The following is a 23,763-nucleotide window of genomic DNA, read 5'->3' as shown; positions in this document are numbered from 1 at the left end:
CATTATGCGCATTTGTGGTATCAAGCTGACGCATGACGGGGCGGTCGCCCTTGTCGAGGACGGACGGCTCGTCTTTTGCATTGAACAGGAGAAGCTGGACAACAATCGACGGTACAAACCCATCGACAATCTGGACGCAGTTGTCGCCGCTTTGGCGCAGCACGGTGTGGATGCGGGGGACGTTGATCAGTTTGTTGTCGACGGCTGGGATGGGGACGTGGAGTCCCAGTTCCAGGTCCTCAGCGGTGCGACTCCAATCACTCTCAAAGGAGCACCTTATGTCGAACGTCATGCCGAGGGCGTTCTCACTTCGCTCGACGGCGCCGGCCTATTGCTCGATGGCCGGCTTTTCTCTTATAAAAGCTACCCGCACGTTACCGGTCATGTGACCTCTGCCTACTGCACCAGCCCTTTTGCCAAAACCGGGCAACCCGCGTTCTGCTTGGTGTGGGACGGCTGTATCTTTCCACGCCTCTATTATGTAGAAGGCCGGGGAGCCCGGCTCCTGGAATGCCTTTTCCCGGTAATAGGCCATGTTTACGCTGCTGCGGGCCATCACTTCGGGCCTTATAAGCGGGCGGGTCGCGGTGACTGGGACCTCGGTGTTGCTGGCAAGCTGATGGCTTACATCGCGCTCGGGTCGGTCGACGAAGACATCGTGGCGGTGTTTCAGGAACTCTACGAGGAGCGCTTTGCCGGCGACACCGAGCTTGCCAACAGTTACCGCGCGGACGTCACCAGTGCGGAGCCCTTGCTTGAGGCCGTGCATGACTTCTTCGAAGTCAGTGCGCTCCGATTGAGAGATCAGGCACCCGAAGATGTGCTTGCATCGTTCCATCTTTTTCTCGAGCGTCTCCTAGTCCGCGAAATGGCGATCGCTGTACAGCGGCACTCACATCTTTCGGGGCCGCGAAATTTGTGCATCGCCGGCGGCTGCGGCCTCAACATCAAATGGAACAGTGCGTTACGTGAGACCGGCCTCTTCGATGCTGTCTGGGTACCGCCTTTTCCGAATGACAGCGGCTCAGCAATCGGTGCCGCTTGCAGCGCAATGGTGGCCCAAGATGGCTTCGTGCCTCTGGAATGGTCGGTCTACAGTGGTCCGGTCATGCAGGATGGCCAAGTGCCGTCCGGATGGAAGACCGCACCATGCGGTATGAGAGAACTTGCCTCCATCCTCGCCAGCGACAAGCCCGTCATTTTCCTTAGCGGACGCGCCGAGCTCGGACCACGGGCACTGGGCGGCAGAAGCATTCTCGCGGCCGCGACTTCGCCGGCAATGAAGGATTATCTCAACGACGTCAAACTTCGCGAACACTTCCGGCCAGTGGCACCGATCTGCCTGGAGGACCGCGCGCCGGAAATATTCAGCCCTGGAACGCCGGATCCTTACATGTTGTTCGATCACGAGACGAGGGCGGAATGGCGTGACAAAGTCCCCGCTATTGTGCATCTCGACGGTTCTGCGCGATTGCAAACAATTTCCAGAACCTCTGAGCACAAGGTCGCCGAGCTGCTCGTCGAATATGAAAAGCTTACGGGCATTCCGCTGCTTTGCAATACGAGTGCCAACCACCATGGACGTGGGTTCTTTCCGGATGCCGCCGCAGCCTGCCAGTGGGGACGTATTGAACACATATGGTGCGACGGCATGCTGTTGAGCAAAACTTCCGCGACTGAACTATCGCCGGTCGATGGCGTCCTTACGCTGAGTTGAGTGCGCATCCATGGTAGCAATCGACTTTACCGGCGTAACGAAATCATATGGCAACAGGGTCGTTGTCGACGGGATGTCGTTCACCGTTGCGCCGGGAGAGTGCTTGGGCCTGCTGGGACCGAACGGCGCGGGCAAAAGCACGATTGCGCGCCTGCTCCTCGGCATGGCAACGCCTGACGCAGGTAAGATCACGGTGTTCGGCGTGCCAGTGCCGGCACGCGCCCGTTTGGCACGCGGACGCATCGGCGTGGTCCCGCAGTTCGATAACCTTGATCATAGGTTCACGGTACGTGAGAACCTGCTGGTGTTCGGGCGATACTTCAGCATGAGCAGACGCGACATCGAAGCGGTGATCCCCTCGCTGCTCGAGTTCGCCCGCCTCGAGAACAAGGCGGATGCACGCGTGAGCGATCTGTCCGGCGGTATGAAGCGACGCCTGACGCTGGCCCGTGCGCTGATCAACGACCCTCAACTGCTGGTCATGGACGAGCCGACCACTGGCCTCGATCCACAGGCGCGCCACCTGATCTGGGAACGCCTGCGTTCGCTGTTGGCGCGCGGCAAAACGATACTTTTGACCACTCACTTCATGGAGGAGGCCGAGCGGTTATGCGACCGGCTGTGTGTACTCGAGCAAGGGCGCAAAATCGCCGAAGGGCGACCACACGCGTTGATTGACGAGCAGATAGGCTGTCAGGTGGTCGAGGTCTATGGCGGCAATCCGAATGAGCTGCGAGCGCTGATCAAGCCATACGCGCAGCGCATCGAGGTGAGCGGCGAAACTCTCTTTTGCTACGCGCCCGATCCCGAGCATGTGCTCGTGCAACTGCGTGGGGTTGCTGGTCTGCGGCTTTTGCAGCGCCCCCCGAATCTCGAGGATGTTTTCTTGCGCCTGACGGGCCGTGAGATGAGGGACTGAAGGATGAACGAAGGTTATGTGGCGGCCATGCCCGCCAATGCGTGGAACTGGGTCGCCGTATGGCGCCGCAACTATTTGGCCTGGAAGAAAATTGCGCTTGCGGCGATCCTCGGGAACCTCGCCGAGCCGATGATCTCGTTGTTCGCTCTCGGCTTTGGCCTCGGGATAATGATAGGCCGCGTTGACGGCACTTCGTACGTAGCTTTTCTGGCGGCTGGCATGGCTGCGGTAAGCGCGATGACCTCATCGACCTACGAAACCATCTACTCGACTTTCGCTCGCATGGGAGGCGAGCGCACCTGGGAAGCGATGCTGTGCACTCAGCTCACGCTCGGCGATATCGTACTCGGTGAATTGGCATGGGCTGGCACCAAGTCCCTTCTGGCCGGCACGGCAATTACGCTAGTTGCTGTCGCGCTCGGCTATGCAGAGTGGCAATCCATTCTCTACTCGCTGCCAATCATCGCCCTCACTGGCCTCGCCTTCGCGAGCCTAGCAATGGTCGCTACGGCGCTTGCGCCCAATTACGACTGTCTCGTGTTTTACCAAACGCTTGTCCTCACGCCTATGTTATTCCTGTCCGGCGCGGTCTTTCCGATCAGCCAAATGCCAGGCGCGTTCCAGCAGGTAGCGTCCTTCTTGCCTCTGGCTCACTCGGTCGACCTGATCCGTCCAGTCATGCTTGGCCACCCAGCCGAAAGCGTCGGCCTGCATATTACGACACTTTGCATATACGCGGTTTTGCCGTTCTTTTTATCGGCGGCGCTGTTGCGTCGGCGCCTGATGCGCTGACGCGTGGCGCGCAGTCACCTCAGTCTGCGTAACCGTGCGGTTATGGCGTTATCGTCTTTGATCGCCTCGTTGCATGAGCGCCCAATCCGTCCGCTTCCAAATTCTTTGAACGAGCCTGTGGAGGAGATGAGTGCCAGGATTCTCGTCTTAAGCGCCACCCGAACCGTCGCGACTAATGCTAGTTGGGAACACGTGCAATGACTGATCGCCACACACTACCGCCTGAGCCATTTGTGATCCTGGGCATGCCAAGAACTGGCACGCACTACTTGGAAGAATTGCTGAACGAGCATCTGAACGTGTTGAGCAACGGCGAGCTGCTCAACATATACGATACGAAATGGCCTGATAAGGATCGTCTTCTAGGCAGCGATCGCGATCTCCTTGAGCTTGCCTACTTGCGCCATCCCAGCCGGAGCGACAAGATGGTGACGCACGTCGGCTGCAAGATCAATGAACCACAGTTTCGTGAGCGCCCTGGCTTTTTTGCCGAGCTGACCCGTTGGCCAAGCCTTAAAGTCATTCTCGTGGTTCGTGAAAATACCTTGGAATCGCTACGGTCTCTGGTACAGGCGAGGCAAACCCGCCAATGGCTGAAGTTCAGTTCGGACAATGATGCTCCGCCGCCGCAGGTTAGACTGTCAATCGCAGACTGCGAGGACTACTTCAAGACCGCCGATGATTTCCACGCTCAGGTCGACCATTCCTTCGCTAAGACCAACCTGCTTGAGATCGAGTACGAAAGCCTTCTGCGCGAACCCGCCACATGCTTGGCAGCGATTTGGGACTTTCTGGGCGTTCCAGCGCTTCCACTTTCTGGTGCGACCGTCGTTCAGCGCCAGGAAACGCGACCACTAGAGCAAACGATCGAGAATTTTCATGAATTGCGCCGCCACTTCGCGCACGGACCTTACGCAAGATTCTTTGAGGTCGGCGAGGAGGAAAGGGCAGTAGGCGGTCAGCTGACAACCGAGATTGTCGAAAAGATTAAAACTCACGCGGACACCGAGAGCGAAATTACTTTCGACACGAAACTCGGGGATCTTGGCATCCATTCGCTCGAGCTCTCCGAGATCATGTTCGATCTCGAGGAGGCCTACGGCATCGAAATCGAATCGACACAACCGAGGCATGGAACGACCTCAAGAATGTCGGCGACATCGTCGAGGCGACGGGAGCCTTGATTGCCGCTAACGACTGATGATCCGACGGCATGGCCCGTTTGTGCATCATTACCACCGGCTTCAGTGGCATCTGCGCTATGTCTTCGTTGATGATCGGCGGGCGAAAGCCATGAGCCATCGAGGCACTCCCCCTCGGTACTGCGTCTATCTTCTAGTCATTCTTTTTCGATGAAGCGAGGGACCCTCAACCGATGTGGGATTGTTGGAATCATTGGGCAAGCCCCGGTTGCACCGCTTATCGCCGATGCTTTAAAGAGACTGGAATACCGCGGTTATGACTCGGCCGGCGTGGCCACGATCGAATCTGGCGTGCTTGTGCGGCGCCGAGCGGAAGGCAAGCTCGTCAATCTTGAAAGGCGCCTTCAGGCGGCACCGCTGGACGGCAAGATAGGAATCGGCCACACACGCTGGGCAACGCATGGAGCGCCGAACGAAACCAACGCCCATCCGCATATTTCAGACGAGACGTCGCCATAGTCCACAATGGCATCATCGAGAATTTCGCCGAACTGCGCGACGAACTTGTTCGCGACGGATACGAATTTTGCTCGCAGACCGACACGGAGGTGGTCGCGCATTTGGTTTCGCGTGAGATAAAGCGCGGTGCTGCTCCAGCCGAGGCGGCCCACAGGGCGATCAAGCGGCTGGAAGGCGCCTTCGCACTCGCCATCATGTTCCGCCGCGACGAGGACCTCATCGTCGGAGCGCGCAACGGTCCGCCGCTCGCCGTCGGCCATGGTCAAGGCGAAATGTTCCTCGGCTCGGATGCGATCGCGCTGGCGCCATTCACCGATTCGATCACCTATCTCGAGGATGGCGATTGGGCCATCGTGCGCCGCAATCGGGCGCAGATCTTCCATCTGGACGGCAATCCGGTCGAACGGCAGCGGCAGCAGTCGATAGGCACTAGTCTTCTCGTGGACAAGGGTAACCATCGGAATGGAGAAGGAGATCCATGAACAGCCGGAAGTGATCTCTCATACACTTGCGCACTACCTCGACTTCGCCGGCGGGGCTTGGCGGCCGCTCGAAATGCTGTTCGACTTCGCCAAGCTCGACCGCTTGACTATTTCCGCATGTGGCACTGCCTATCTTGCTGGTTTAATCGGCAAATACTGGTTCGAGCGGCTCGCTCGGCTGCCGGTCGACATCGAAATCGCTTCGGAATTCCGCTACCGCGAGATCCCTCTCCCGAAGGGCGGCGCCGCACTCTTTGTCTCGCAGTCCGGTGAAACGGCCGACACTCTCGCTTCCCTGCGTTACTGCCGCAAGGCTGGCATTCCGGTCGCCTCCATCGTCACGTGCAGGGATCGACGATGGCCCGGGAGTCGGACATCGTCTTTCCGACGCTTGCCGCCCCAGAGATCGGCGTTGCCTCGACCAAGGCTTTCACCTGCCAACTCGCGGTAATCGCTTCGCTCGCCGCCCGTGCTGCTGCCGCTCGCGGCACCATCACACGCGAGGAAGAAAAAGCACTGATGCGGCAACTTTGCGATGCGCCACGTCTCGCAAGCCAGACGCTAAAGCTCCAGCACAGCATCGAAAAGGTGGCGCGCGAGCTCGCTCAGGTCCGACATGTACTCTATCTCGGGCGCGACACCAACTATCCGCTCGCAATGGAAGGTGCGCTGAAGCTCAAGGAATCTCCTATATCCACGCCGAGGTTATGCGGCGGGGTGAATTGAAGCACGGGCCGATCGCGCTGATCGACGAGAACATGCCAGTAATCGTAATTGCCCCGCATAATCGGATGTTCGAAAAGACCGTCTCGAATATGCAGGAAGTCGCGCGCGTGACGGGAAGATTAAGGCTTTCGAAACGATCGTGCTACCTGACGCGCCCGACCTCATTGCACCGATGGTCTACGCGCTGCCGCTTCAAATGCTCGCTTACTTCACGGCGGTCTTCATGGGCGCTGACGTTGATCAGCCGCGCAACCTCGCGAAGTCGGTGACTGTAGAGTGAGCGTCGGTCGTCGCAGTTCCGTCTATGGTCGTTGTGCTGCACGGGGCGTGGCGACCGAGCTTGGCGTGCCCCCCTTTGCGGACTACTTGCCGTTCATCGGTTTTGTGGCGATCTCGCACAATGATCTGATCAGCGCGGATCAATTCCGGCGAAGCGGCAGGGTTGGGTGAGTCCTGCCACTAACCGGACCCATAAGGCTGGGATCGGCTCGGCATTTTGCTATCAGACCACGTATCTTCGACCAAACGTCATGAAGTGCTTTGTCGGGTCCGCGACACGGGCTGTTTAGTCAATCTCGTGCTTTCCCTCAGGCTAAATAGCGGAAAATAAATCACTAAATTCTATTTTCGCCCTTAACAAACAAAACGGCATGAGATTTGAGACCCTTCGCTGTGCGTGGCGGGAACTGCCGACAGGCATTCATGTCGCGGGTGTCTTGAAGGAAGGAAACCGACATCTCAAGTCAGCGCATCGCATTCCAGAACAAGAGAGCATCGGCGTCCATCCAATGGAAATGTGCGCTGATGGCGTTCCACGGGTCCGCAGCAGGAAGAGTCCAAGATCTCTGCAGTGCCATCCTGTCGAACAGCTACACGGGCGCGGCATGACGTGCATTGTTGGCCTTGTCGACGAAGGAAAAGTCTATATCGGCGGCGATTCCGCCGGCGGAGATGGCTACTCGCTCAAAATCCGGGCCGACCGAAAGGTATTCCGCAACTGCGATTTCCTGATGGGTTTTACGACTTCATTTCGGATGGGGCAGCTTCTGCATCACGCCTTCACACCGCCTAAGTGCCCCCCTGACAACAATGTTGAGAAGTTCATGGTGACCGACTTCATCAACGCCGTGCGGCATTGCCTGAAATCAGGTGGCTATGCCGAACGACACAACGAAGCCGAGCGCGGTGGTGTTTTCCTGGTGGGCTATGGAGGGCGACTTTTCCGCATCGAGAGCGACTATCAGGTGGCCGAGGCGGTAGACGGCTTCGATGCCGCTGGGTGCAGCGAGCAGATCGCTCAGGGCGCGCTATTCGCAAGCAAGGGCGGCAAGCCGTTGGAACGGCTCGCGCTCGCGCTGGAAGCAGCCGAGCGGTTCTCGCCTGGCGTTCGCGGTCCTTTCCATTTCGAGGGACCTGCATAAACCATCAGGCATGGACAAGCCGCCGTTCGATCTTCAGATGCGGCAGTGCGATCCCGGAGAGGTAGGGTAGTGAAGATGCATGCCGATATCGCCAAGCACCAAAGTAAGGCAGGAGATCTTTGGGACCGGTGCGCCACTTGTGGGCTTCACTCACCCCCGACCTCGTCGCCGGCATTGAAGCCGTGGGTATACTGAAGTCGATGACAGGTCGGGCGGCCCTTTTTTCACCATTGCTGCCATCTGGTGAACCAGGGATACCCCCTGAAGCCTAGGTGACGCCGGCGATCTGGGGCTCTTCTCGGCAAGTCTCTCCGCTTGAATGACACGATCAGGCGGACTGTCAAAATGCAGCCAATAAGGCAATCGCATTAATCGGCACGAGCATTTGCACGTGCCAGCTTCCGGAATGAATTGCCCTGCCATGACGCAACTCGACAGCCGCGGATTACCACTCTCGACAACGGCCGGCCGCGCCGCCGAACACTGTCGGGAGGGGATCGATCTGCTGCTGTCGAACTAGCCTGGTGCTTCGGAGGCCCTCGGGCAGGCGATCGCGGCCGACCCAGATTTCGCTCTCGCTGACGCCGCGCGCGCGCGCCGCCATAGTTCTGTTATCGATGGCCGCATCACGCGGCACGGCCCCTATGTGATCAGTCAGCGTATCATGAAGCGGAGACGTTCGGCCGGATCAGACGGTCCTTTGGCATCTGCAGGCCAATCTCAGCCGCAACTCACGTTCTTCACAGCCGCATTCCCAGGCCTCAGTCGAGGCCCAGGATGAAGCGCCGATTAGGTGAAAGGATCGGTCGCGCGTTCAAAGGGTAGAGTGAGGCAAACTGGTTGATGTCCGCCGCATCGACCTCGACGGATTCCTTTGCCAACATCCATTCGACGTTCTCGCTGCAGGGCGGCGTCGTCAATGATCCCTTATAGGTCCAGTAGCCGAGCGAGGCCGGCAGAAGCCCGTTGGGATCGACCTCGACAGCCATTGCCGTGCCTGGCCACGGGGGAAATGCCGCGGCCAAGCCGGCAAAGCTAGTATTTGTCGCACCGGGCGTCAAAAAGACGCCCAGGACACCCAAACTGTCGCTCTTTGTGTCTTTATGGACGAAATGCGCCTCCATCGGGAAACTCTTGCCAGCGATGCGATGCTCGCTTGGTGCATGAAAATGGAATTGGATCAATTCGAAGGTGCGATTCCCGCGGGTCAGCGTGCTGCCTTGCGGCATATTGATTTGAATGCTGTGGCCGTTATTCAGCAGCTTGCCGCGGCCCTTGTGCCAATCAACGACGATACGCGGTAAGTCCGCCTTGATCGTGCCGGTGATATCAATGGGTGATTGCTGCGTGCCCGCCGAGCAGACGAAATTCTTGCTGTCCAGATCGGCCCAGTGCTTCGGCCCCACCTGGCCAGTGTACCCCCAATGGGCGCCGTCCGCTCGCGCGGCAGCGGCACAGATGAGGCAAGCGCCCTGTGCAATGCCCCCTTTGATCAGGTGACGACGATGCATATTGCTTTCCCTTTTTACGCGAACTGATGCTTTTCCAATTGCAAAAAAATGTTTGGAAGACGGACGCATGCGATCTGGCGCAGTGTCCGAGTCCTGATGGAACCTTTCTGCAGAAGTTTGCCTCCAACTATTGAACCACCCGCCGTATCTGGCCACCTGAAGTCATCTCATCAGCTCTAACGAGCAGCCCTGATCAGCCTCTCGGAAAGTCTTGTCTGGCGAGCGATGATCTCCGACCCTTCATAGGAAAGGTGGCCGCTGTCTCGGTAAAGAAATTTTCCGTCGATCTCCGTCTTGCATGTTGTGCCATCGCAGAGAAAGTCGTGATAAGAAATCACCTCTACGTCCGCCTTCAAGGACACTTGGTTCAAGAAAACAAGAGTTGCGGAATGGCTTCGTCGGTATTCGCTGACATATATTTTGGAGTAACTGTAAGTAAACACTGTGCTTGACGTGCTTGAGGATCAATCAGATCGACATCTGCCTCATTCCGTAAAATTTGGAAATTCGATTGTTTGAATGACGCTCATTCACGTCATGGATATATCATCAGCGATCGTAGCCCGGCTGCGCGACGATAAGGGCGGCGAACTGTTTCGACGCCGCTCCGGAAGCGATCACTCCGGCCGTCCGGCATCTGCTGCACGGCCACCAGGAGTGCTCGTCGACATATTCAGTGCAAGCCACTTTGATACTCGGCCGGAATTATCCGGTAGCGTTTCAGCTTGTCCTAAAACGTCTTGCGAGGCACTTGCAGAAACTCGGCCGTCGTCTTCACGTCGCCTTCGCATTTCTGCAACGCATCGCGGATGACGGTTGTCTCATAAAGGCTGACCTTTTCGGAAAGGGAGAGGTTTGATTCCGGTTCTTCCTTTCGATGGAGCGGCCTCGGCGCCCCTTCAAGTCCCAGCGCAATGCGATCGACGAAATGCGCAAGTTAGCGAACATTCCCGGGCCAGTCGTGACCCATGAGATGGCGGCGCATGCGCGCGCTCATCTACCACGCAGGCTTGCCGAAGCGTTTGGACGCGCGTTCCAGGAAATGTGAAGAGGACCGGGATGTCCTCCCGCCGCTCACGCAGCGGCGGGATATGAACCGTCACCACGTTTAGCCGGAACTGCTAAGACTCTGTGAATTCCTTTGAAGGATCTGTGCAAGGCTTGACCAAAAACGCACCGTGGATTGGCCACGTGCGGATTAGGCAGTGAACTAGGGTACCGTTCGGCCGGGGAAGATCCGCGGGGTAGTCGGCTGACAGTGCCGCGCGAGCGGGCATTGCAAGCGGCCGTGTGACTGGTCTGCGCTCCGTTGTGGCTAGTCGTAGTCAGATCAGCCATGCCATGAAGCAGGTGGTAGACGTCCTTCTTGTCCCGGTAGACATAATGGCCGAGAGGGTTTGCCGGCACGTCACGATGCGGCCTCGGCAAAGTCAACACGGAGACACGGCCGGTGCGACGGTGCGACCGTTTCCGGTCAATCTCACCAACGCGGCAAGGCTGTAGGAAAATCCCCTATGCTGCTGCCACTCAGTCCCCATCACAATCCTTCTGGGACTTGTCCGGGGTCTGAGGGGCAGTTCCAGATTGATTGCTTTCTTTGATGGCTTTGTAGCCTTCGACAGTCAGATTACGAAGCGTAAGCCTCTACTCGTTCAATCCCTAGCCTCTACAGCTTTTCCGACTTTGGCTCTGCGCCAGCGACGTCCATCGAATGGGAACATAACGTAATCGCGTACGGTAAGCGGCTCAGGCTGGTTTCGCATGCCAACTTCCGGCCACTCATTCTTTTTTGGCCAGTATGCCGTCAGAAAAATCGTGTCCCAAATGGTTGTGAAGGCCCCATAGTTCCGATGCCGGTGATGCGGTTCCATCGAGTGGTGAATGCGGTGGAATTTGTTGTCGCCAATGATGTATCGAAGCGGCCCAAGATTGATGCGGGTACTAGAGTGCAAAAGATGGGTCTGAAAGGTAATCAGCGTCATGGCAACGATGGGTACTATGCCAGATTCAAAATGGATCAGAGCAAGTGGTAGTGCTACCAACGCTGCGTAAACCAGTGGTTCGGTGATGTGATGACTGCAATTCCATGCCGTCAATTCGCGGATCGAGTGGTGAGTAGCGTGCAGACGCCAGAGGAATGGAACAGCATGCTGAGCGCGGTGCATCCAATAGTAAAAAAAGTCGCCAGCAATCGCGACTAAAACCCCTGATAAGACCGCCAATCCAGTGTTGATGATTGCGCTGTCAGAGTGAAGCAACGTTCCGAAATTGATCGTCACCAGCGGCTTTGTTCCTAGCCAAGCCAGGCCGACAGCAAAGAAGTGCCAGATAAACGCGCCCAATCCGAGCCGAATGAGCCAATTCCGCACGCCTCGAACGTATGAGGCAAAGCTGTATCGATGGGCCGGGAAGGTGAGCTCCAGCGCGGCGCAAATGGTAGCGAAGACCACAACCAGCTCGAGCGATTTCACGAAGATCTGGGATATCTGGTTAAAATCAAGAATCTGCATTTGTTTGCTCCAGCAACTCGTTCAGAACGCGCCAGTTTCAGGCAAGATCATCGAGGCAGTCATTTTCGTCATCAGGGCGAATCCAATGGTTATGAATCTCCAGCGCGGCCGGCAAAGTCGAACTCGGCAACCGGATCTGAATCGGCGTAGAAGGTAGGAATTGCACCTAGTCAGGCATGCAATTTGCTTTACCAAACGGTGGTTATTCCGCCGGCACAGCGGGGCGGACTATGCGAGATGCTTGCGGATTGGTAAAATTGATTGTTTGGATGAGACGTATCCGTTTCCCAAATGCGTCGGAGAAGCGCGTTCGACGATGTGGCTTGCCCGTACAACTATGTGCCAGTGCCTTGCGGCGGCCACGGCCATGGCAGCGGAGCTTCAAAACCAGCAACTCGGCGCGTCGGTGTCGACGAGGGGCATTGCGCCCTTGATCATGCCGTTGGTTTCGCGAAGGCCTCGTCGCCCTGCGCAATGCTTCCGGCAATGGCATTGCTGACCTCTAGGTGGTGTGGACTCTTAGGGGTCGTGATTCAAGGCTGCTTTTTGGAGGCAGCCTTGGGTGTGATGGATCGGTTGGTATTGAGTGACGCGGCGTGGGAGCGGATGTCGCCGCTGATTATCGGGCGCCCCGATCAGAAGGGATCGACGGGCCGCAACAACCGGATGTTCGTCGAGGCGGTGCTATGGATTGTACGAACGGGCTCGCCCTGGCGCGATCTTCCCGATGTATTCGGCGATTGGAATAGCGTCTTCCGTCGCTTCAGTCGATGGAGCATCAAGGGTGTCTGGCGGCGCATCTTCGAGGCGATGTCGGACGAACCTGACTTCGAATATCTGATCATCGATTCCACCATCGTGCGGGCCCACCAACATGCGGCCGGCGCCAAAAAAGGGGGTCTGAAGTTCAAGCCATCGGGCGCTCTCGTGGCGGCCTGAGCACCAAGATACACATGGCCGTTCGCGGCTTGGGCTGCCCTGTACGGTTCACGCTTACCGCAGGTCAAAAAGGGGATGCGCCGCAAGCCGCCGCCTTGATCGAAGGACTATCCGCCGAGGTCGTAATGGCAGACACCGCCTATGACGCCGATTACTTACGCCAAGCCATCGCCGACAAGGATGCGATCGCCGTTATCCCCAACAACCCATCGCGCTCGCTCAAATATCCGCTCGACAAGCACCTCTATGCCCAGCGTCATCTCGTCGAATGTTGCTTCTCCAAGCTCAAGCAGTTCCGCCGGGTCGCGACCCGCTTCGAGAAAACAGCCCGCAATTATCGCGCCGTTGTCACTCTCGCGGCAATCGTCCTATGGCTGCGCTAAATGTCCACACGGCCTAGTACGGCGCCTTCTACATATCGCCGTGAATGAAACGCGAATGAAGCCATCTATGTTCTCGACGGTCTGCTCTATCACGGCAGCGATCTCGCTATCGAAACGCACTGCGTCGTCTGCCGCCTGGTTGGTTTCCAACCTGTGCCTTGGCTACGCGGCCATCTCGTCACGGCGCTCCGTTCCGGCCAGGTCCGGTCTTCAACCTTGCTGGCGAAGCTGCCCGCCTTTCCGCGTCAAAACGGACTGGCGCTCGCGTTTCGCGATATCGGACGCATCCACAGGTCCATCTTCCTGCGTAATGGTGGCAGGACCCCGAGAAGCGCCGGAACCCCACTGCCGGCCTCAACAAGAGCGAAGCCCAGAACGCTCTGGCCCGCGGCTGTTCTTCAATCGCCTTGGAGAGCTGCGGGACAGGACCTTCGAAGCCATTTCTACCGGGCGTCCGGGCTGAACCTGCTGCTCATGCGGTGTCCCGGTAATGGCATCCTCGAGCAGCAGCTCAGCAACCCCAGTGGATAGCTCGAAACCATGAAGGACTTAAAATCCTCAGCCAATGAGGGTGCCGATGGGACAGTTACGCCCGCTTGCGATGTTTGGCCATGAGGCCGTTCAGCCCATGCTCACCGTCGTGAACGCTCCTCCGATTTCGATGCACTGTGGAAGTTGCCAGCGGCTTGCGAACAGTTTGCGGGCCGCCTTTCTTATCCATAGGACGAATGCGTTCGATGCACAAAATGGATTGGTCGGCAAAGGCTTACCCATGCTAGAGCGCCTTTTGGGCGAGGTAGTAAGCACCAAACAGGAGACTCTCAACAATGTATATCGGACCTGATGGTAAGGAAGTGAATCTGCCTAAGCCCGACGGCAAGTTTCTCGATTGGGCCCTCTCGCACCACTTCGATGGCAGGACACAAACCTTCGTTCCCAACAGCCACGTCAGTGAGCCGGCAGACTTCAGCTCCGACCACTTTGCTCACGCCACTCCGATTTCCGAGCCCTCTTCAGACCACGGCTGGTGGTTCTGAGCGACTCAGGTAGTTTGAAGGAACCGGCAGCGAAAGGCTGCCGGTTCCTGACACCATAGGAGTTATCCTGGTCGAACGGCGGCTGGGTTTCCACAGATGCAGTCGGGCTGTTGGTACGAGTGCATTCGATAGGAATCGACTCACACAAAGAAACTGAAAGAAGTTTTATCCTCGAGCACGCAAGAGGAGTTTTGTTTCCTAAGAGTGAGCGGGATAAGACTTTTCTTGGTCCCGCTTGTTTTCCCGAATCCTTGGCGTTGCAGCAAAATCGGGAAGGGGAGAGAGCGGTCGAAGATCGCACTGCCGCCAGCGAGGCATCCACGTCTCATGTGCTGGATTGACGGGAGGCCTCAGGGACAGCGTTCCTTTCCATCAATTCCGCACCCGCCAAAAGGCGCAGCTTAGGCGAGCCTTCTCGGCCAGTGCGGATGTTCTGGCGCGGCCGTGGCTTTGCGTTTCACCGCCGAACGACTGAGCTAAGGCCGTGCGCGGCCGGCTGTCCCGAGGGGAGACATTGTTAGTGACTGACTTTGCAGCAACATCGAGCAGCAGGAGCGCCAATCCCGCCTCCGCCCTGCGCGACTGCCGATCGGCCTTCATCGGCGTCGGCCTCGCCAGTGCTCTCATCAACATTCTCTATCTGACCGGCTCCTTCTTCATGCTCGAGGTCTATGATCGGGTGCTGCCGAGCCGAAGCATTCCCTCGCTCACCGGCCTGTGTCTCCTCGCACTGCTGCTCTATGGATTCCAGGGGGTATTCGAGCTTATCCGCGGCCGCATGCTCGTGCGTATCGCCGGCGCACTCGACGAGAGCCTCAGCGGGCGCATCTACCGCGCGCTCGTCAAGGCACCGCTGAAGCTCAAGATGCAGGGGGACGGCCTCCAGGGACTGCGCGATTTCGATCAGGTCCGGTCATTCCTTTCGAGCGCCGGACCGGCCGCGCTCTTCGACCTGCCCTGGCTTCCCTTTTATGTCGCCATCTGCTTCCTGTTTCACCCCGTCATCGGCATGGTCGCCGTCGTCGGCGGGATGATCCTGACGCTTCTCACCTATCTCACCAATCGTGGCACCCAGGCGCCCGCCAAGAAGGCGGCCGAAGCCGGGGGGTACCGCAACGCGTTTGCGCAGGCCTCGCAGCGCAATGCAGAGGTCGTTCAGGCCATGGGCATGTCAGGGCGGCTCACCGCGCTCTGGGATCGCCGCAACGCCGAATATCGTGACGAGAACCGCCGTACCTCCGACATCGGTAACGGTTATGGCGCGCTGTCGAAGGTTTTCCGCATGGCGCTGCAATCGGGCGTGCTCGCAGCTGGTGCGGCTCTTGTGATCGAGGGCCGGGCCTCGCCCGGTATCATCATCGCCGGCTCGATCCTGACCGCCCGCGCGCTTGCCCCGGTCGAGCTCGCGATCGGCAATTGGCGCGGCTTTGTCTCGGCTCGTCAGAGTTGGCAAAGGCTTAAGGAACTGATGAATGCGCTGCCCGAGACGGGAACGCCTCTGGCGCTGCCAAGTCCTCACGAGCGGCTCAGTGTTGAGGGATTGGCAAGTGGTCCGCCGGCAGCACATCGCCTCATCGTCTCCGACGTGACCTTCACCATCTGCGCAGGCAGCGCCCTCGGCGTCGTCGGCCCGAGCGCGTCGGGAAAATCGTCGCTGGCCCGCGCGATAATCGGCGTCTGGCCTGCCTATCGCGGTTCCATCCGCCTCGATGGCGCCGCGCTCGATCAATGGGATAGCGATGCGCTCGGAAAGCATATCGGCTATCTGCCACAGGATGTCGAACTTTTCGCCGGAACGGCGGCACAGAACATCTGCCGCTTTGATCCGGACGCCACCTCAGAGGCGATCGTGGCTGCCGCCAAAGCAGCCCGGGTCCACGATCTGATCCTGCATCTGCAGAACGGTTTCGACACGGAAATCGGAGAGGGCGGCATGGCGCTTTCCGCGGGCCAGCGCCAGCGCGTGGCGCTGGCAAGAGCCCTTTACGGCGATCCCTTCCTCGTTGTCCTCGACGAGCCGAATTCGAATCTCGATGCCGAAGGCGAGCAGGCGCTGAGCGAAGCAATCATGAATGTGCGCATGCGTGGCGGCATCGTCGTCGTCATCGCCCATCGCCCGAACGCTCTTGCGAGCGTCGACTTCGTGCTGATGATGCAGGAGGGCCGCATGCAGGCCTTCGGCCCGAAGGATGAAGTCCTTGGCAAGATGCTGCGCCAGCAGCAGAGGCCTGCGCCGCTGAAGATCGTTGAAGGCCAGGAGACGAAGCAATGAGCGGCCGCATGCAGCAGACATCGAGTTCGCGCCGTTCGCTTTCACGCCACATGATTGGTCTGTCCCTGTTGGCGCTTGCGCTGGTCGTCGGTGTCGGCGGCTGGGCGGCGACGACGGAATTGTCGAGCGCGGTCGTCGCCGGCGGCGTCGTCGTCGTTGACGATAACGTAAAGAAGATCCAGCACCTGACAGGCGGTATCGTCGACGAACTCCTCGTCAGGGAAGGCGATCGCGTTCAAGCCGGGCAGGTTCTGATCCGCCTTGATGACACTGCTGTGCGGGCGAACCTCGCCGTCGTCGAAAGCACGCTTGCGCAGCTCTATGTCCGCCACGCCCGCCTCCAGGCCGAGCGGATTGGAGCGTCCTCATTCTCTGTCGACGAGAAGCTGCGTAAGTTCATCTCCGGCCCAGTGGCCGCGAAGCTCGTCGAGGGCGAGCAGAAGCTCTTCGCGAGCCGGCGCGCGGCACTCGCCGGCATGAAGAGCCAGTTGGCGTCGAGGAAGGCACAGCTTGCCGACGAAATCGAAGGCCTGACGGTGCAAGTGAAGTCGATCGAGGATGCGTTGAAGTTGATCGAGGAAGAGCTGACCGGCGTCGATTCGCTCTATGCCCGGGGGCTCGTGCCGATGCAGCGGGTGACGACGCTGAAGCGCCAGCGCGCGGAACTCGAAGGTGAACGCGGACAGCACATCGCCGCCCTTGCCCAGGCACACGGCAAGTCGAGCGAGATCGACCTGCAAATCCTGCAACTCGACGAGGACCGGCGCACCGAGATTTCCAAGGACCTGACGGAGGTCGAGGCGAAGATCGCCGAATATGAGGAGCGCCGCACCGCCGCTACCGACCAGTTGCGCCGCCTCGATATCACGGCGCCGCTTCCCGGTCGCGTCTACCAGCTCGCAGTTCACACGGTCAACGGCGTCATCAATCCCGGCGAGACGCTGATGCTCGTGGTGCCGGAGGCCGATAACCTCACCATCGAGGCGAGGGTGGCGACGCACGACATCGACCAGATCCGTGTCGGCCAGCCGGTCGAGATCCGATTCAGCGCCTTCAACCAGCGCACCACGCCCGAAGTCGAGGCCGAGGTCGTGAGGGTCGCTCCCGATATCGTGACCGATGAGCGCACCGGAGCCACCTACTATCCCCTGCGCATCCGCCCGAAGCCGGAAAGCCTCGCCAAGCTCAAGGGCCTCTCGCTCTATCCCGGTATGCCCGCCGAGGTCTTCATCAAGATCGCCGACCGTACCGTCATCTCCTACCTCACCAAGCCGCTCACCGACCAGATGCGGCACGCCTTCCGGGAGGATTGAGCAGCGCGTGGCTGGAGCGGCGAGATAGATATCGGCGATAGAGGTGGCGCTTCGGACACCGACCCTTCCGGTCCGGGAATCGTCGATTACGCCAGCTTGCGAAGTGGCCCCGGTGACGCCGAGCCCTTGCTTATAAAGCCTGCGTAGGAGACACGGCTGGATCCTTCGGCAGCGCGCTTGGCCGAGAGGTCTCCTTGAACCAGCTTTTGCCGCCACTTCCCCGCGCCGGAGGCTGGCACGTTGCGGTGACCAGCTCGCGACCAGAAAGGCGCGTCGCTGCAGCGGCCTTTAGCTGGATAGCCATGACCTTTGGCTCCGCGCGACGGGTGCTTTGTCTGCTGAATCGCATCATTCACCAATCAACCAACCAAAGCCACAAAGATCCTTCGAGGCGAATCACGGGCGACGATCGCGAGTCCGATCCTCATAGGTTTTTCGAAATCTTTTCGAAGACAAGAAGCTTAGCCTGGCGGACGGCTTTCTCAATCGAATCCCCGATCGCCAGATACGCCGCTATCGCGCTGGCCAGCATGCAGCCGGTCCCGCGCATCGAGCCGGCAAGCCGTGGCATGTCGACGTGGATAGGTTCTTGTCCGGGGCCCAACAGGATATCCGTTGATCTGGGTCCCGTCGCATGGCCGCCCTTGATGAGCAGTGCCTGCGGCCCGGCCGCAAGCAATCGCCTCCCCTGCAGCAGCGCATCGTCGTCGTCCTCGGCCAAATCCGAACCGGTCAGGATCGCCAGCTCGACGAGGTTCGGCGTGACGAGACGGCAAAGCGGCATAAGATCGCGCTTCAAGACGCCGATCGCCCCCGGTTCCAGCAGTTGCCTGCCCGACGAGGAAGCCAGCACCGGATCGAGGACTGCCGGTATCCGCAGATTTTCGCTGACGGCTGCAACCGCCGCGATGACGCGTCCCGTCGAAAGCATGCCGATCTTTATCGCGGATACCCTGTTGGCCCGCAGCGCCGCGCGCATCTGATCGGCGACCAGGCCGGGCTGCATATGGTGGATAGCCGTGACGGATTGGTGTGTCTGCACCGTTACCGCGGTGACGGCAACGCACGCGCGCAAGCCGATGGCGGAGATCGTCTCCATGTCGCGCGCAATTCCCGCGCCCCCACTGGAATCCGATCCGCCGACGACGAGCACATGCGGGTCTCGGTTCAGCGCCATTGCTGCGTCTTTTCGATCCATTCCCTGGTGCGCGCCTCGGGATCAGGGTTCACTGTTATGTCAGTAACCACCGCGGCGCTGTCGGCGCCGGCCTCGAAAACACCGTCGAGCCGCTCGGGATTGAGGCCGCCGATGGCGACCAGCGGAATGGGTGCGACGGCGTCCTTCCAGGCGCGAACCCTTTCGAGCCCCTGCGGCGCCCATTTCATCTTCTTCAGTATGGTCGGATAGACGGGACCCAGCGCGACGTAGTCGGGCCTGGCGGCCATGGCCGTCTTCAGCTCGGCATGATCGTGCGTGCTCAGCCCGAGCCTGATGCCGGCCGCCCGTCTTCGGGAGGTCGGCGGCCTGCAGATCCTCCTGGCCGAGATGGACGAAGTCGCAGCGCTCCTCGATCGCCAGCCGCCAATGATCGTTGACGATGAGCTGGCAATCGTGTCGTGCGCACAAGGCCTTTGACTCGCGGATCTCCACGCGCAGCCTGTCCTCGTCCATGTTCTTGATGCGAAGCTGCACCAGCCTGACGCCGAGCGGCACCAGCCGCTCGACCCAGGCGGCGCTGTCGACGATCAGGTAGAAGGGATCGAGCTTCATGAAAAAACCGCCCTGCCGACCGTAGGCGTCGACGGCACGGCGACGTCGCGCGGCTCGAGCAGTCCCGAACCATACGCTTCCTGAAAAACCTCCTTTAGGAGTTCCTTGAATTCTCCCTATGCGACGTTCTGAAAAATCGGTAAAATCGTTTGTTTCAATCAAATGCATCCACGCTATGATAGCTAAGACATGCGTTTCAAGGGACTTGATCTCAATCTTCTCGTCGTGCTCGACGCGCTGCTGGCTGAGCGCGGCCTCACGGCGGCGGCACGCCGCATCAACCTGAGTCAGCCGGCCATGAGTGCGGCCGTCGCCCGGCTGCGTGACTTTTTCCACGATGAACTATTTTTGATGAGCGGCCGCGAACGCATCCTGACACCGCGTGCGGAAGCACTCGCCCCCGCAGTTCGCGACGCGCTGCTGCGCATCCAGAGCTCGATTATTTCTTGGGATCCGTTTAACCCGGCTCAATCCGACCGCCGCTTCAGCATCCTTCTTTCCGATTTCGTCACACTCGTGTTTTTTGAAAAGGTCGTGGAGCGTGTTGCACGGGAAGCGCCCGGTGTAAGCTTCGAATTGCTGCCTGTCGACGAAACCCCCGATGAGCTTCTCCGGCGCGGTGACATCGATTTTCTAATTCTTCCGGATTTGTACAAGTCGAGCGCGCATTCAAGAGTGGCGCTGTTCGACGAAACGCTCGTATGTGTAGGCTGCGCCGCGAACAAACAGCTGCCACGGCAGCTTACGTTCGAGAGATACATGTCGATGAAGCACGTCGTGGTCAAGTTCGGCCGTATGCTGAGGCCCTCCATCGAAGAATCGTTTTTGATTGAGCATGGTCTTAGGAGACGTGTCGAGGTCGCTGTGCAGGGCTTCAGCATGATCCCGCCGATGGTATCAGGCACAGATCGTATAGCGACCATGCCCTTGCGGCTGGTCAAGCATTTCGAAGCAACGTTCCCCCTGCAGATCCTCGACCTTCCGCTGCCACTTCCCGGATTTACCGAGACCCTCCAATGGCCGGCCCTTCACAACAGCGATCCGGCAAGCATCTGGATACGGGAGATAATGTTGCAGGAGGCGTCCCGCATGGCTACTCCAAACAAGTCCTCGGGACGTCGCACGCGCTCCTAGATTTACTCAGCGTCTCAGGGAGGCTCTCGCGTGAATAGCCCCGTTTCGGATGAGATCGACGCTGCCGGCAAGTGCGCCTGCGAGGTCGTCCAGCGCCTGGACTTCCTCGACTAGCTCGAACGAGAAGGGACCGGCATAGCCGCCATCAAGCAGCGACCGGATCTGGCTGCCATTGTCGGAACCTCCCAGGACGCGATCCGGGTAAATCCAGAAGGTCGGATTGTCAGGCCTGAAATGTGCACGAGACCGGTTAGCTCGCAGGAGAAGAATGTCTCCCCCGCGAGGGTGTGGTGGAACGTGTCGTGTAAGAGGCGGAAGGCGGACTGGCCATCAACCGCGGCAATGGCCTCAGCCGCTTCCTTCTTCGATTGAAGCGAGCAGGTCTGGAAGCCCAGCGGTTCGATAAGACCGATCAAACCGCGCGACTGGAGGATCGGCTTGAGCGCGCTCAAGGCGACGACAGATTCCCGTGGCGCTCGCCGTTCGTGGGCCTCGAGCCGTGATTGAGCGGCACCAGCACGAGCGTCTTCGCCCCGCAGTCAGCCGCATAATCGGCGAGCTTGCTCGCCTCGGCATGGCGCGCGGGAGCCCACTCATTGAACCGCTGTAAGGCGTTGACAGAGATAATCGTGATGCCCGCCTCAGCGGCGGCAGACCTCACGTCCGCAGCCGGCATGCCAGGTGCAAAAGAATTGCTGAAAAGAACGTCTGTCAGACCGTGGTCGCGGGCAAGCGCGAAAAATGCCCGAACATCAAATCGGCAGCCCGCCAAGCGGTCGAGTGCAAAGCGGGGCGACGCCTGGCGCATGGCTTGGCTTTTCCTTTCATGAAGCGCGGTCGCCGTTCTCGGCTGTTCGGCTTCTGCCGCGTGGAACCGCTCGTTGACCGAAATGAGGCAGGACAGTCAATCGAGCCTTCTTTCATTTGTGAAAGGAAACTCCCCGCTATGATAGAATCCATCGGTTTCATATATTTTCCGGCAGATGGATGTCGAACGGCAGAAATGTCTGTCCTGGTGTTTCAGCGGTGCCGGTCTCGATAGCCCGCGTCATCAGCGTTATCAGCTCCTGGCAAAGCCGGCGCATTGGCGTGGCGACTGCCATCGTGACGATGTTGTCTGCGAGCGCCGCCCGAGACTCCGGCGTGATTTCATTCACGATCGCGACGAGATCCCGACTTTTGCCCTCTTCCCGGACCGCGGAGATGGCGCCCTCCATGCCGCCGCCGGCGACATAGAAGCCGACGAGCTCGGGTTCCCGCTGCATGAGATCAAGCGTTGCCTCGTAGGTGATCTGCCGTTTCTCGAGGTTCATGAGCGGGTCCAGCACCTCGAACGTCGGCGCCTTCTCACGGCAATAGGAGCGAAAGCCGAAATCACGGAGCTCGTGACCCTGAAAACGATGGCTGCCGACAAACACCGCCACCTTGCCGGGCCGTTTTGCGACCTTGGATACCATCCAAGCGGCCGTGCGTCCCACCTTGCGGTTGTTGAGGCCGATATACCCCTGTCGCACGCCGGCGGCGAAGTCGGAAAGCAGCGAGAAAACCGGAATGCCTTTGGCCTTGAGCTCCTCAACCGCTGCTGTAATTTTCGGATGGTCCGGTGCCACCATCGCGATCGCATGGCAGCGTACGCTCAAATCCTTGAGCCGCGCAATCAGGTCGCTCGGCATATGTGACGGCGCGAATTCGATGCGCGAAATGCCGTGGAAGGACTGGGCCAAATTGACCGACGCTTCGACCTCGCGCGCGAATTCCTGGTAGAAATGCTGGGCCGGTTTTCTCAAGATGAAGCCCAGCCGATAGTGCGGCAGGTCTCGCTGCAAGCGCTGTTTGATGAGACCGGCAGCATGATAGCCGATGGCGTGGGCGGCGGCGTGGACCCGCCGCGCGGTCTCCTCGCGCACCGGATGGCGGGCGTTCAGAATCCGATCGACCGTTGCTACGCTGACTCGGGCTTCACGGGCGAGATCGGCAATTGTGGGGCGCTTGGTCATGGGTCCTATTCTGATTGGTTTTGACGCAGGCTCTCTGTCACCTAGCGCGTCTCGACAATGGTTTCGGGCAAAGTGAAGACGTCCGCATACTGCATGATCGACGGCGTATTGGACGAACAGCACTCCAGACGTAGACCGGCCGGGTATAACGGAAGGTTATCGCTTGGGGGGCGACGATTTGCACTCACACATTTAGCGCTTCTGATTCATGGTCCGTGAGGCGCCGTTTAGAGCCTGCGAGTCGATCGTTCAGTTCCCGTGACCAGCTAGGCGAATTAACGGGTCGCGGTGCTTCGCCCTTACTCGGCGGGCGGTAGCCGGTTTGATGCCTCGGCAGGCGGATGACCGCAAAATGCGGCTTTCATCAGCGCTTCGTCCAATTCTCCTTCCCAGCGGGCGACAACGAGGGATGCCACTGCGTTACCGACGCAATTCGTCAGCGCCCGGCATTCGGACATGAAGCGGTCGACGCCGAGGATGAGTGCCATCCCAGCAACGGGCACACTCGGCACTACGGCGAGCGTAGCAGCCAGAGTGATGAAGCCCGCGCCTGTCACACCTGCAGCGCCCTTCGAGGAAAGCATCGCAACGAGCAGCAGCAGCACCTGATCGCTAATTGACAGATCCGTGTTCGTCGCCTGGGCGATGAAGAGGGCCGCCATCGTCATGTAGATATTGGTGCCGTCCAGATTGAACGAATATCCGGCCGGGATGACGAGACCCACGACCGACCGCCTGGCGCCCGCCTTCTCCATCTTCTCCATGAGCGAGGGCAGCGCGGCCTCCGAGGAGGACGTTGCCAGGACAAGCAGCAGCTCTTCCTTGATGTAGCGAATGAGAGAAAAGATCGAAAAGCCGTTGTAGCGGCAGACCGCGCCCAAAACCCCGAACACAAAGAGGAAGGCGGTGATATAGAACGTCGCGACCAGCATCGCGAGGTTCACGACCGAACCGACGCCATATTTGCCGATCGTGAAGGCCATTGCGCCGAAAGCGCCGATCGGCGCGGCGTTCATCAGAATGCCGACGAGCTTGAAGACAGGCGCGATGAGCGCCTGAAGGAAGGAAACGACAGGCTTGCCCGTCTCTCCGACCATCGCCAGCGCGATGCCGAACAGAACCGAGAAGAACAGCACCTGCAGGATGTCGCCTTGCGCGAAGGCACCGACAATCGTTGA

The 23,763-nt window shown here is 59.2% G+C and carries 16 protein-coding genes and 7 pseudogenes; 13 read left to right on the top strand and 10 right to left on the bottom strand.

The features are described 5' to 3' along the window. The first annotated feature begins 4 nt into the window (after window positions 1-4). From nodU to AC04SI_RS27650, 7 genes and pseudogenes are all read left to right on the top strand, one after another. Window positions 5-1,717 carry a nodulation protein NodU gene (gene nodU, locus AC04SI_RS27680; RefSeq protein ID WP_488475266.1) on the top strand — a complete coding sequence of 571 codons (1,713 nt, stop codon included), beginning with the start codon at window positions 5-7 and terminating at the stop codon, window positions 1,715-1,717. 10 nt (window positions 1,718-1,727) lie between these two features. Further along, window positions 1,728-2,636 (top strand): nodulation factor ABC transporter ATP-binding protein NodI, encoded by a 909-nt coding sequence (gene nodI, locus AC04SI_RS27675; protein ID WP_488475265.1) that lies wholly within the window; start codon window positions 1,728-1,730, stop codon window positions 2,634-2,636. A 3-nt stretch (window positions 2,637-2,639) separates the two neighbouring features. Beyond that, window positions 2,640-3,428: an ABC transporter permease gene (locus tag AC04SI_RS27670; protein WP_488475264.1), complete on the top strand. Its 789-nt coding sequence runs from the start codon at window positions 2,640-2,642 to the stop codon at window positions 3,426-3,428. Between the two features lie 197 nt (window positions 3,429-3,625). Continuing rightward, window positions 3,626-4,384, top strand: a pseudogene (locus AC04SI_RS27665) (sulfotransferase); the annotation flags it as partial. Between the two features lie 6 nt (window positions 4,385-4,390). Beyond that, window positions 4,391-4,629, top strand: a pseudogene (locus AC04SI_RS27660) (acyl carrier protein). Window positions 4,630-4,780: 151 nt separating this feature from the next. Continuing rightward, window positions 4,781-6,577, top strand: a pseudogene (gene glmS, locus AC04SI_RS27655) (glutamine--fructose-6-phosphate transaminase (isomerizing)). A gap of 370 nt (window positions 6,578-6,947) precedes the next feature. Continuing rightward, window positions 6,948-7,718, top strand: a complete 771-nt coding sequence (locus AC04SI_RS27650; protein WP_488475263.1) for a hypothetical protein — start codon at window positions 6,948-6,950, stop codon at window positions 7,716-7,718. Between the two features lie 761 nt (window positions 7,719-8,479). On the opposite strand, the gene AC04SI_RS27645 is transcribed toward AC04SI_RS27650, so the two are convergent. From AC04SI_RS27645 to AC04SI_RS27630, 4 genes are all read right to left on the bottom strand, one after another. Next, window positions 8,480-9,229 carry a carbonic anhydrase gene (locus AC04SI_RS27645; RefSeq protein WP_488475262.1) on the bottom strand — a complete coding sequence of 250 codons (750 nt, stop codon included), beginning with the start codon at window positions 9,227-9,229 and terminating at the stop codon, window positions 8,480-8,482. Between the two features lie 176 nt (window positions 9,230-9,405). Next, window positions 9,406-9,672 (bottom strand): SGNH hydrolase domain-containing protein, encoded by a 267-nt coding sequence (locus AC04SI_RS27640; protein ID WP_488475261.1) that lies wholly within the window; start codon window positions 9,670-9,672, stop codon window positions 9,406-9,408. A 287-nt stretch (window positions 9,673-9,959) separates the two neighbouring features. Next, on the bottom strand, window positions 9,960-10,028 hold the full coding sequence (locus AC04SI_RS27635; protein WP_488475283.1) for a hypothetical protein: 69 nt from the start codon (window positions 10,026-10,028) through the stop codon (window positions 9,960-9,962). Window positions 10,029-10,881: 853 nt separating this feature from the next. Continuing rightward, the gene (locus tag AC04SI_RS27630; protein ID WP_488475260.1) at window positions 10,882-11,739 is read right to left on the bottom strand and encodes a sterol desaturase family protein; all 858 of its coding nucleotides are present in this window, start codon (window positions 11,737-11,739) and stop codon (window positions 10,882-10,884) included. A 558-nt stretch (window positions 11,740-12,297) separates the two neighbouring features. Here AC04SI_RS27630 and AC04SI_RS27625 point away from each other — a divergent pair. From AC04SI_RS27625 to AC04SI_RS27605, 5 genes and pseudogenes are all read left to right on the top strand, one after another. Further along, window positions 12,298-13,061, top strand: a protein-coding gene (locus AC04SI_RS27625; RefSeq protein ID WP_488475259.1) for an IS5 family transposase whose coding sequence is annotated in 2 segments (ribosomal slippage) — window positions 12,298-12,633 and window positions 12,636-13,061 — 762 coding nt in all. Because the reading frame shifts where the segments join, the coding sequence is not laid out codon by codon here. Between the two features lie 48 nt (window positions 13,062-13,109). Next, window positions 13,110-13,532 (top strand): annotated as a pseudogene (locus tag AC04SI_RS27620) (Tn3 family transposase); the annotation flags it as partial. A gap of 356 nt (window positions 13,533-13,888) precedes the next feature. After that, the gene (locus AC04SI_RS27615; RefSeq protein WP_488475258.1) at window positions 13,889-14,098 is read left to right on the top strand and encodes a hypothetical protein; all 210 of its coding nucleotides are present in this window, start codon (window positions 13,889-13,891) and stop codon (window positions 14,096-14,098) included. A 520-nt stretch (window positions 14,099-14,618) separates the two neighbouring features. Further along, window positions 14,619-16,370, top strand: a complete 1,752-nt coding sequence (locus AC04SI_RS27610) for a type I secretion system permease/ATPase (protein WP_488475257.1) — start codon at window positions 14,619-14,621, stop codon at window positions 16,368-16,370. Then, entirely contained in the window at window positions 16,367-17,683 is a 1,317-nt protein-coding gene (locus AC04SI_RS27605; RefSeq protein ID WP_488475256.1) for an HlyD family type I secretion periplasmic adaptor subunit, read from the top strand. Before AC04SI_RS27610 ends, AC04SI_RS27605 begins: the two co-directional genes overlap by 4 nt. A gap of 424 nt (window positions 17,684-18,107) precedes the next feature. Here the strand turns inward: AC04SI_RS27605 and AC04SI_RS27600 are convergent, their stop codons facing one another. The 3 genes and pseudogenes from AC04SI_RS27600 to AC04SI_RS27590 form a co-directional block, all read right to left on the bottom strand. Further along, complete coding sequence (locus tag AC04SI_RS27600) at window positions 18,108-18,860, bottom strand: hydroxymethylpyrimidine/phosphomethylpyrimidine kinase (protein ID WP_488475255.1); 753 nt, start codon at window positions 18,858-18,860, stop codon at window positions 18,108-18,110. Next, window positions 18,851-19,454 (bottom strand): annotated as a pseudogene (locus AC04SI_RS27595) (thiamine phosphate synthase). The gene AC04SI_RS27600 and the pseudogene AC04SI_RS27595 overlap by 10 nt, the downstream one beginning before the upstream one ends. After that, window positions 19,451-19,537 (bottom strand): annotated as a pseudogene (locus AC04SI_RS27590) (thiazole synthase); the annotation flags it as partial. The pseudogenes AC04SI_RS27590 and AC04SI_RS27595, both read right to left, overlap by 4 nt. A gap of 106 nt (window positions 19,538-19,643) precedes the next feature. Between AC04SI_RS27590 and AC04SI_RS27585 the strand changes: the two are divergent. After that, complete coding sequence (locus AC04SI_RS27585) at window positions 19,644-20,588, top strand: LysR family transcriptional regulator (RefSeq protein ID WP_488475254.1); 945 nt, start codon at window positions 19,644-19,646, stop codon at window positions 20,586-20,588. A 6-nt stretch (window positions 20,589-20,594) separates the two neighbouring features. On the opposite strand, the pseudogene AC04SI_RS27580 reads toward AC04SI_RS27585, so the two are convergent. The 3 genes and pseudogenes from AC04SI_RS27580 to AC04SI_RS27570 form a co-directional block, all read right to left on the bottom strand. After that, window positions 20,595-21,396, bottom strand: a pseudogene (locus AC04SI_RS27580) (TIM barrel protein). A 157-nt stretch (window positions 21,397-21,553) separates the two neighbouring features. Continuing rightward, the gene (locus AC04SI_RS27575; RefSeq protein WP_488475253.1) at window positions 21,554-22,585 is read right to left on the bottom strand and encodes a LacI family DNA-binding transcriptional regulator; all 1,032 of its coding nucleotides are present in this window, start codon (window positions 22,583-22,585) and stop codon (window positions 21,554-21,556) included. 299 nt (window positions 22,586-22,884) lie between these two features. Beyond that, window positions 22,885-23,763: cation:dicarboxylate symporter family transporter (locus AC04SI_RS27570; protein ID WP_488475252.1), on the bottom strand; the 879-nt coding region annotated here is incomplete at its 5' end.

It is taken from the genome of Mesorhizobium sp. CNPSo 4689 (assembly GCF_057784325.1).
This window is presented reverse-complemented; position numbering and strand designations above follow the sequence as displayed.

What these genes read in the sequence shown, in the direction of transcription:
- AC04SI_RS27645 (WP_488475262.1), bottom strand. Translation starts at nt 9,229, where the DNA reads ATGCATCGTCGTCACCTGATCAAAGGGGGCATTGCACAGGGCGCTTGC.
- nodU (WP_488475266.1), top strand. Translation starts at nt 5, where the DNA reads ATGCGCATTTGTGGTATCAAGCTGACGCATGACGGGGCGGTCGCCCTT.
- AC04SI_RS27650 (WP_488475263.1), top strand. Translation starts at nt 6,948, where the DNA reads ATGAGATTTGAGACCCTTCGCTGTGCGTGGCGGGAACTGCCGACAGGC.
- AC04SI_RS27630 (WP_488475260.1), bottom strand. Translation starts at nt 11,739, where the DNA reads ATGCAGATTCTTGATTTTAACCAGATATCCCAGATCTTCGTGAAATCG.
- AC04SI_RS27670 (WP_488475264.1), top strand. Translation starts at nt 2,640, where the DNA reads ATGAACGAAGGTTATGTGGCGGCCATGCCCGCCAATGCGTGGAACTGG.
- AC04SI_RS27600 (WP_488475255.1), bottom strand. Translation starts at nt 18,860, where the DNA reads ATGGCGCTGAACCGAGACCCGCATGTGCTCGTCGTCGGCGGATCGGAT.
- nodI (WP_488475265.1), top strand. Translation starts at nt 1,728, where the DNA reads ATGGTAGCAATCGACTTTACCGGCGTAACGAAATCATATGGCAACAGG.
- AC04SI_RS27605 (WP_488475256.1), top strand. Translation starts at nt 16,367, where the DNA reads ATGAGCGGCCGCATGCAGCAGACATCGAGTTCGCGCCGTTCGCTTTCA.
- AC04SI_RS27585 (WP_488475254.1), top strand. Translation starts at nt 19,644, where the DNA reads ATGCGTTTCAAGGGACTTGATCTCAATCTTCTCGTCGTGCTCGACGCG.
- AC04SI_RS27575 (WP_488475253.1), bottom strand. Translation starts at nt 22,585, where the DNA reads ATGACCAAGCGCCCCACAATTGCCGATCTCGCCCGTGAAGCCCGAGTC.
- AC04SI_RS27615 (WP_488475258.1), top strand. Translation starts at nt 13,889, where the DNA reads ATGTATATCGGACCTGATGGTAAGGAAGTGAATCTGCCTAAGCCCGAC.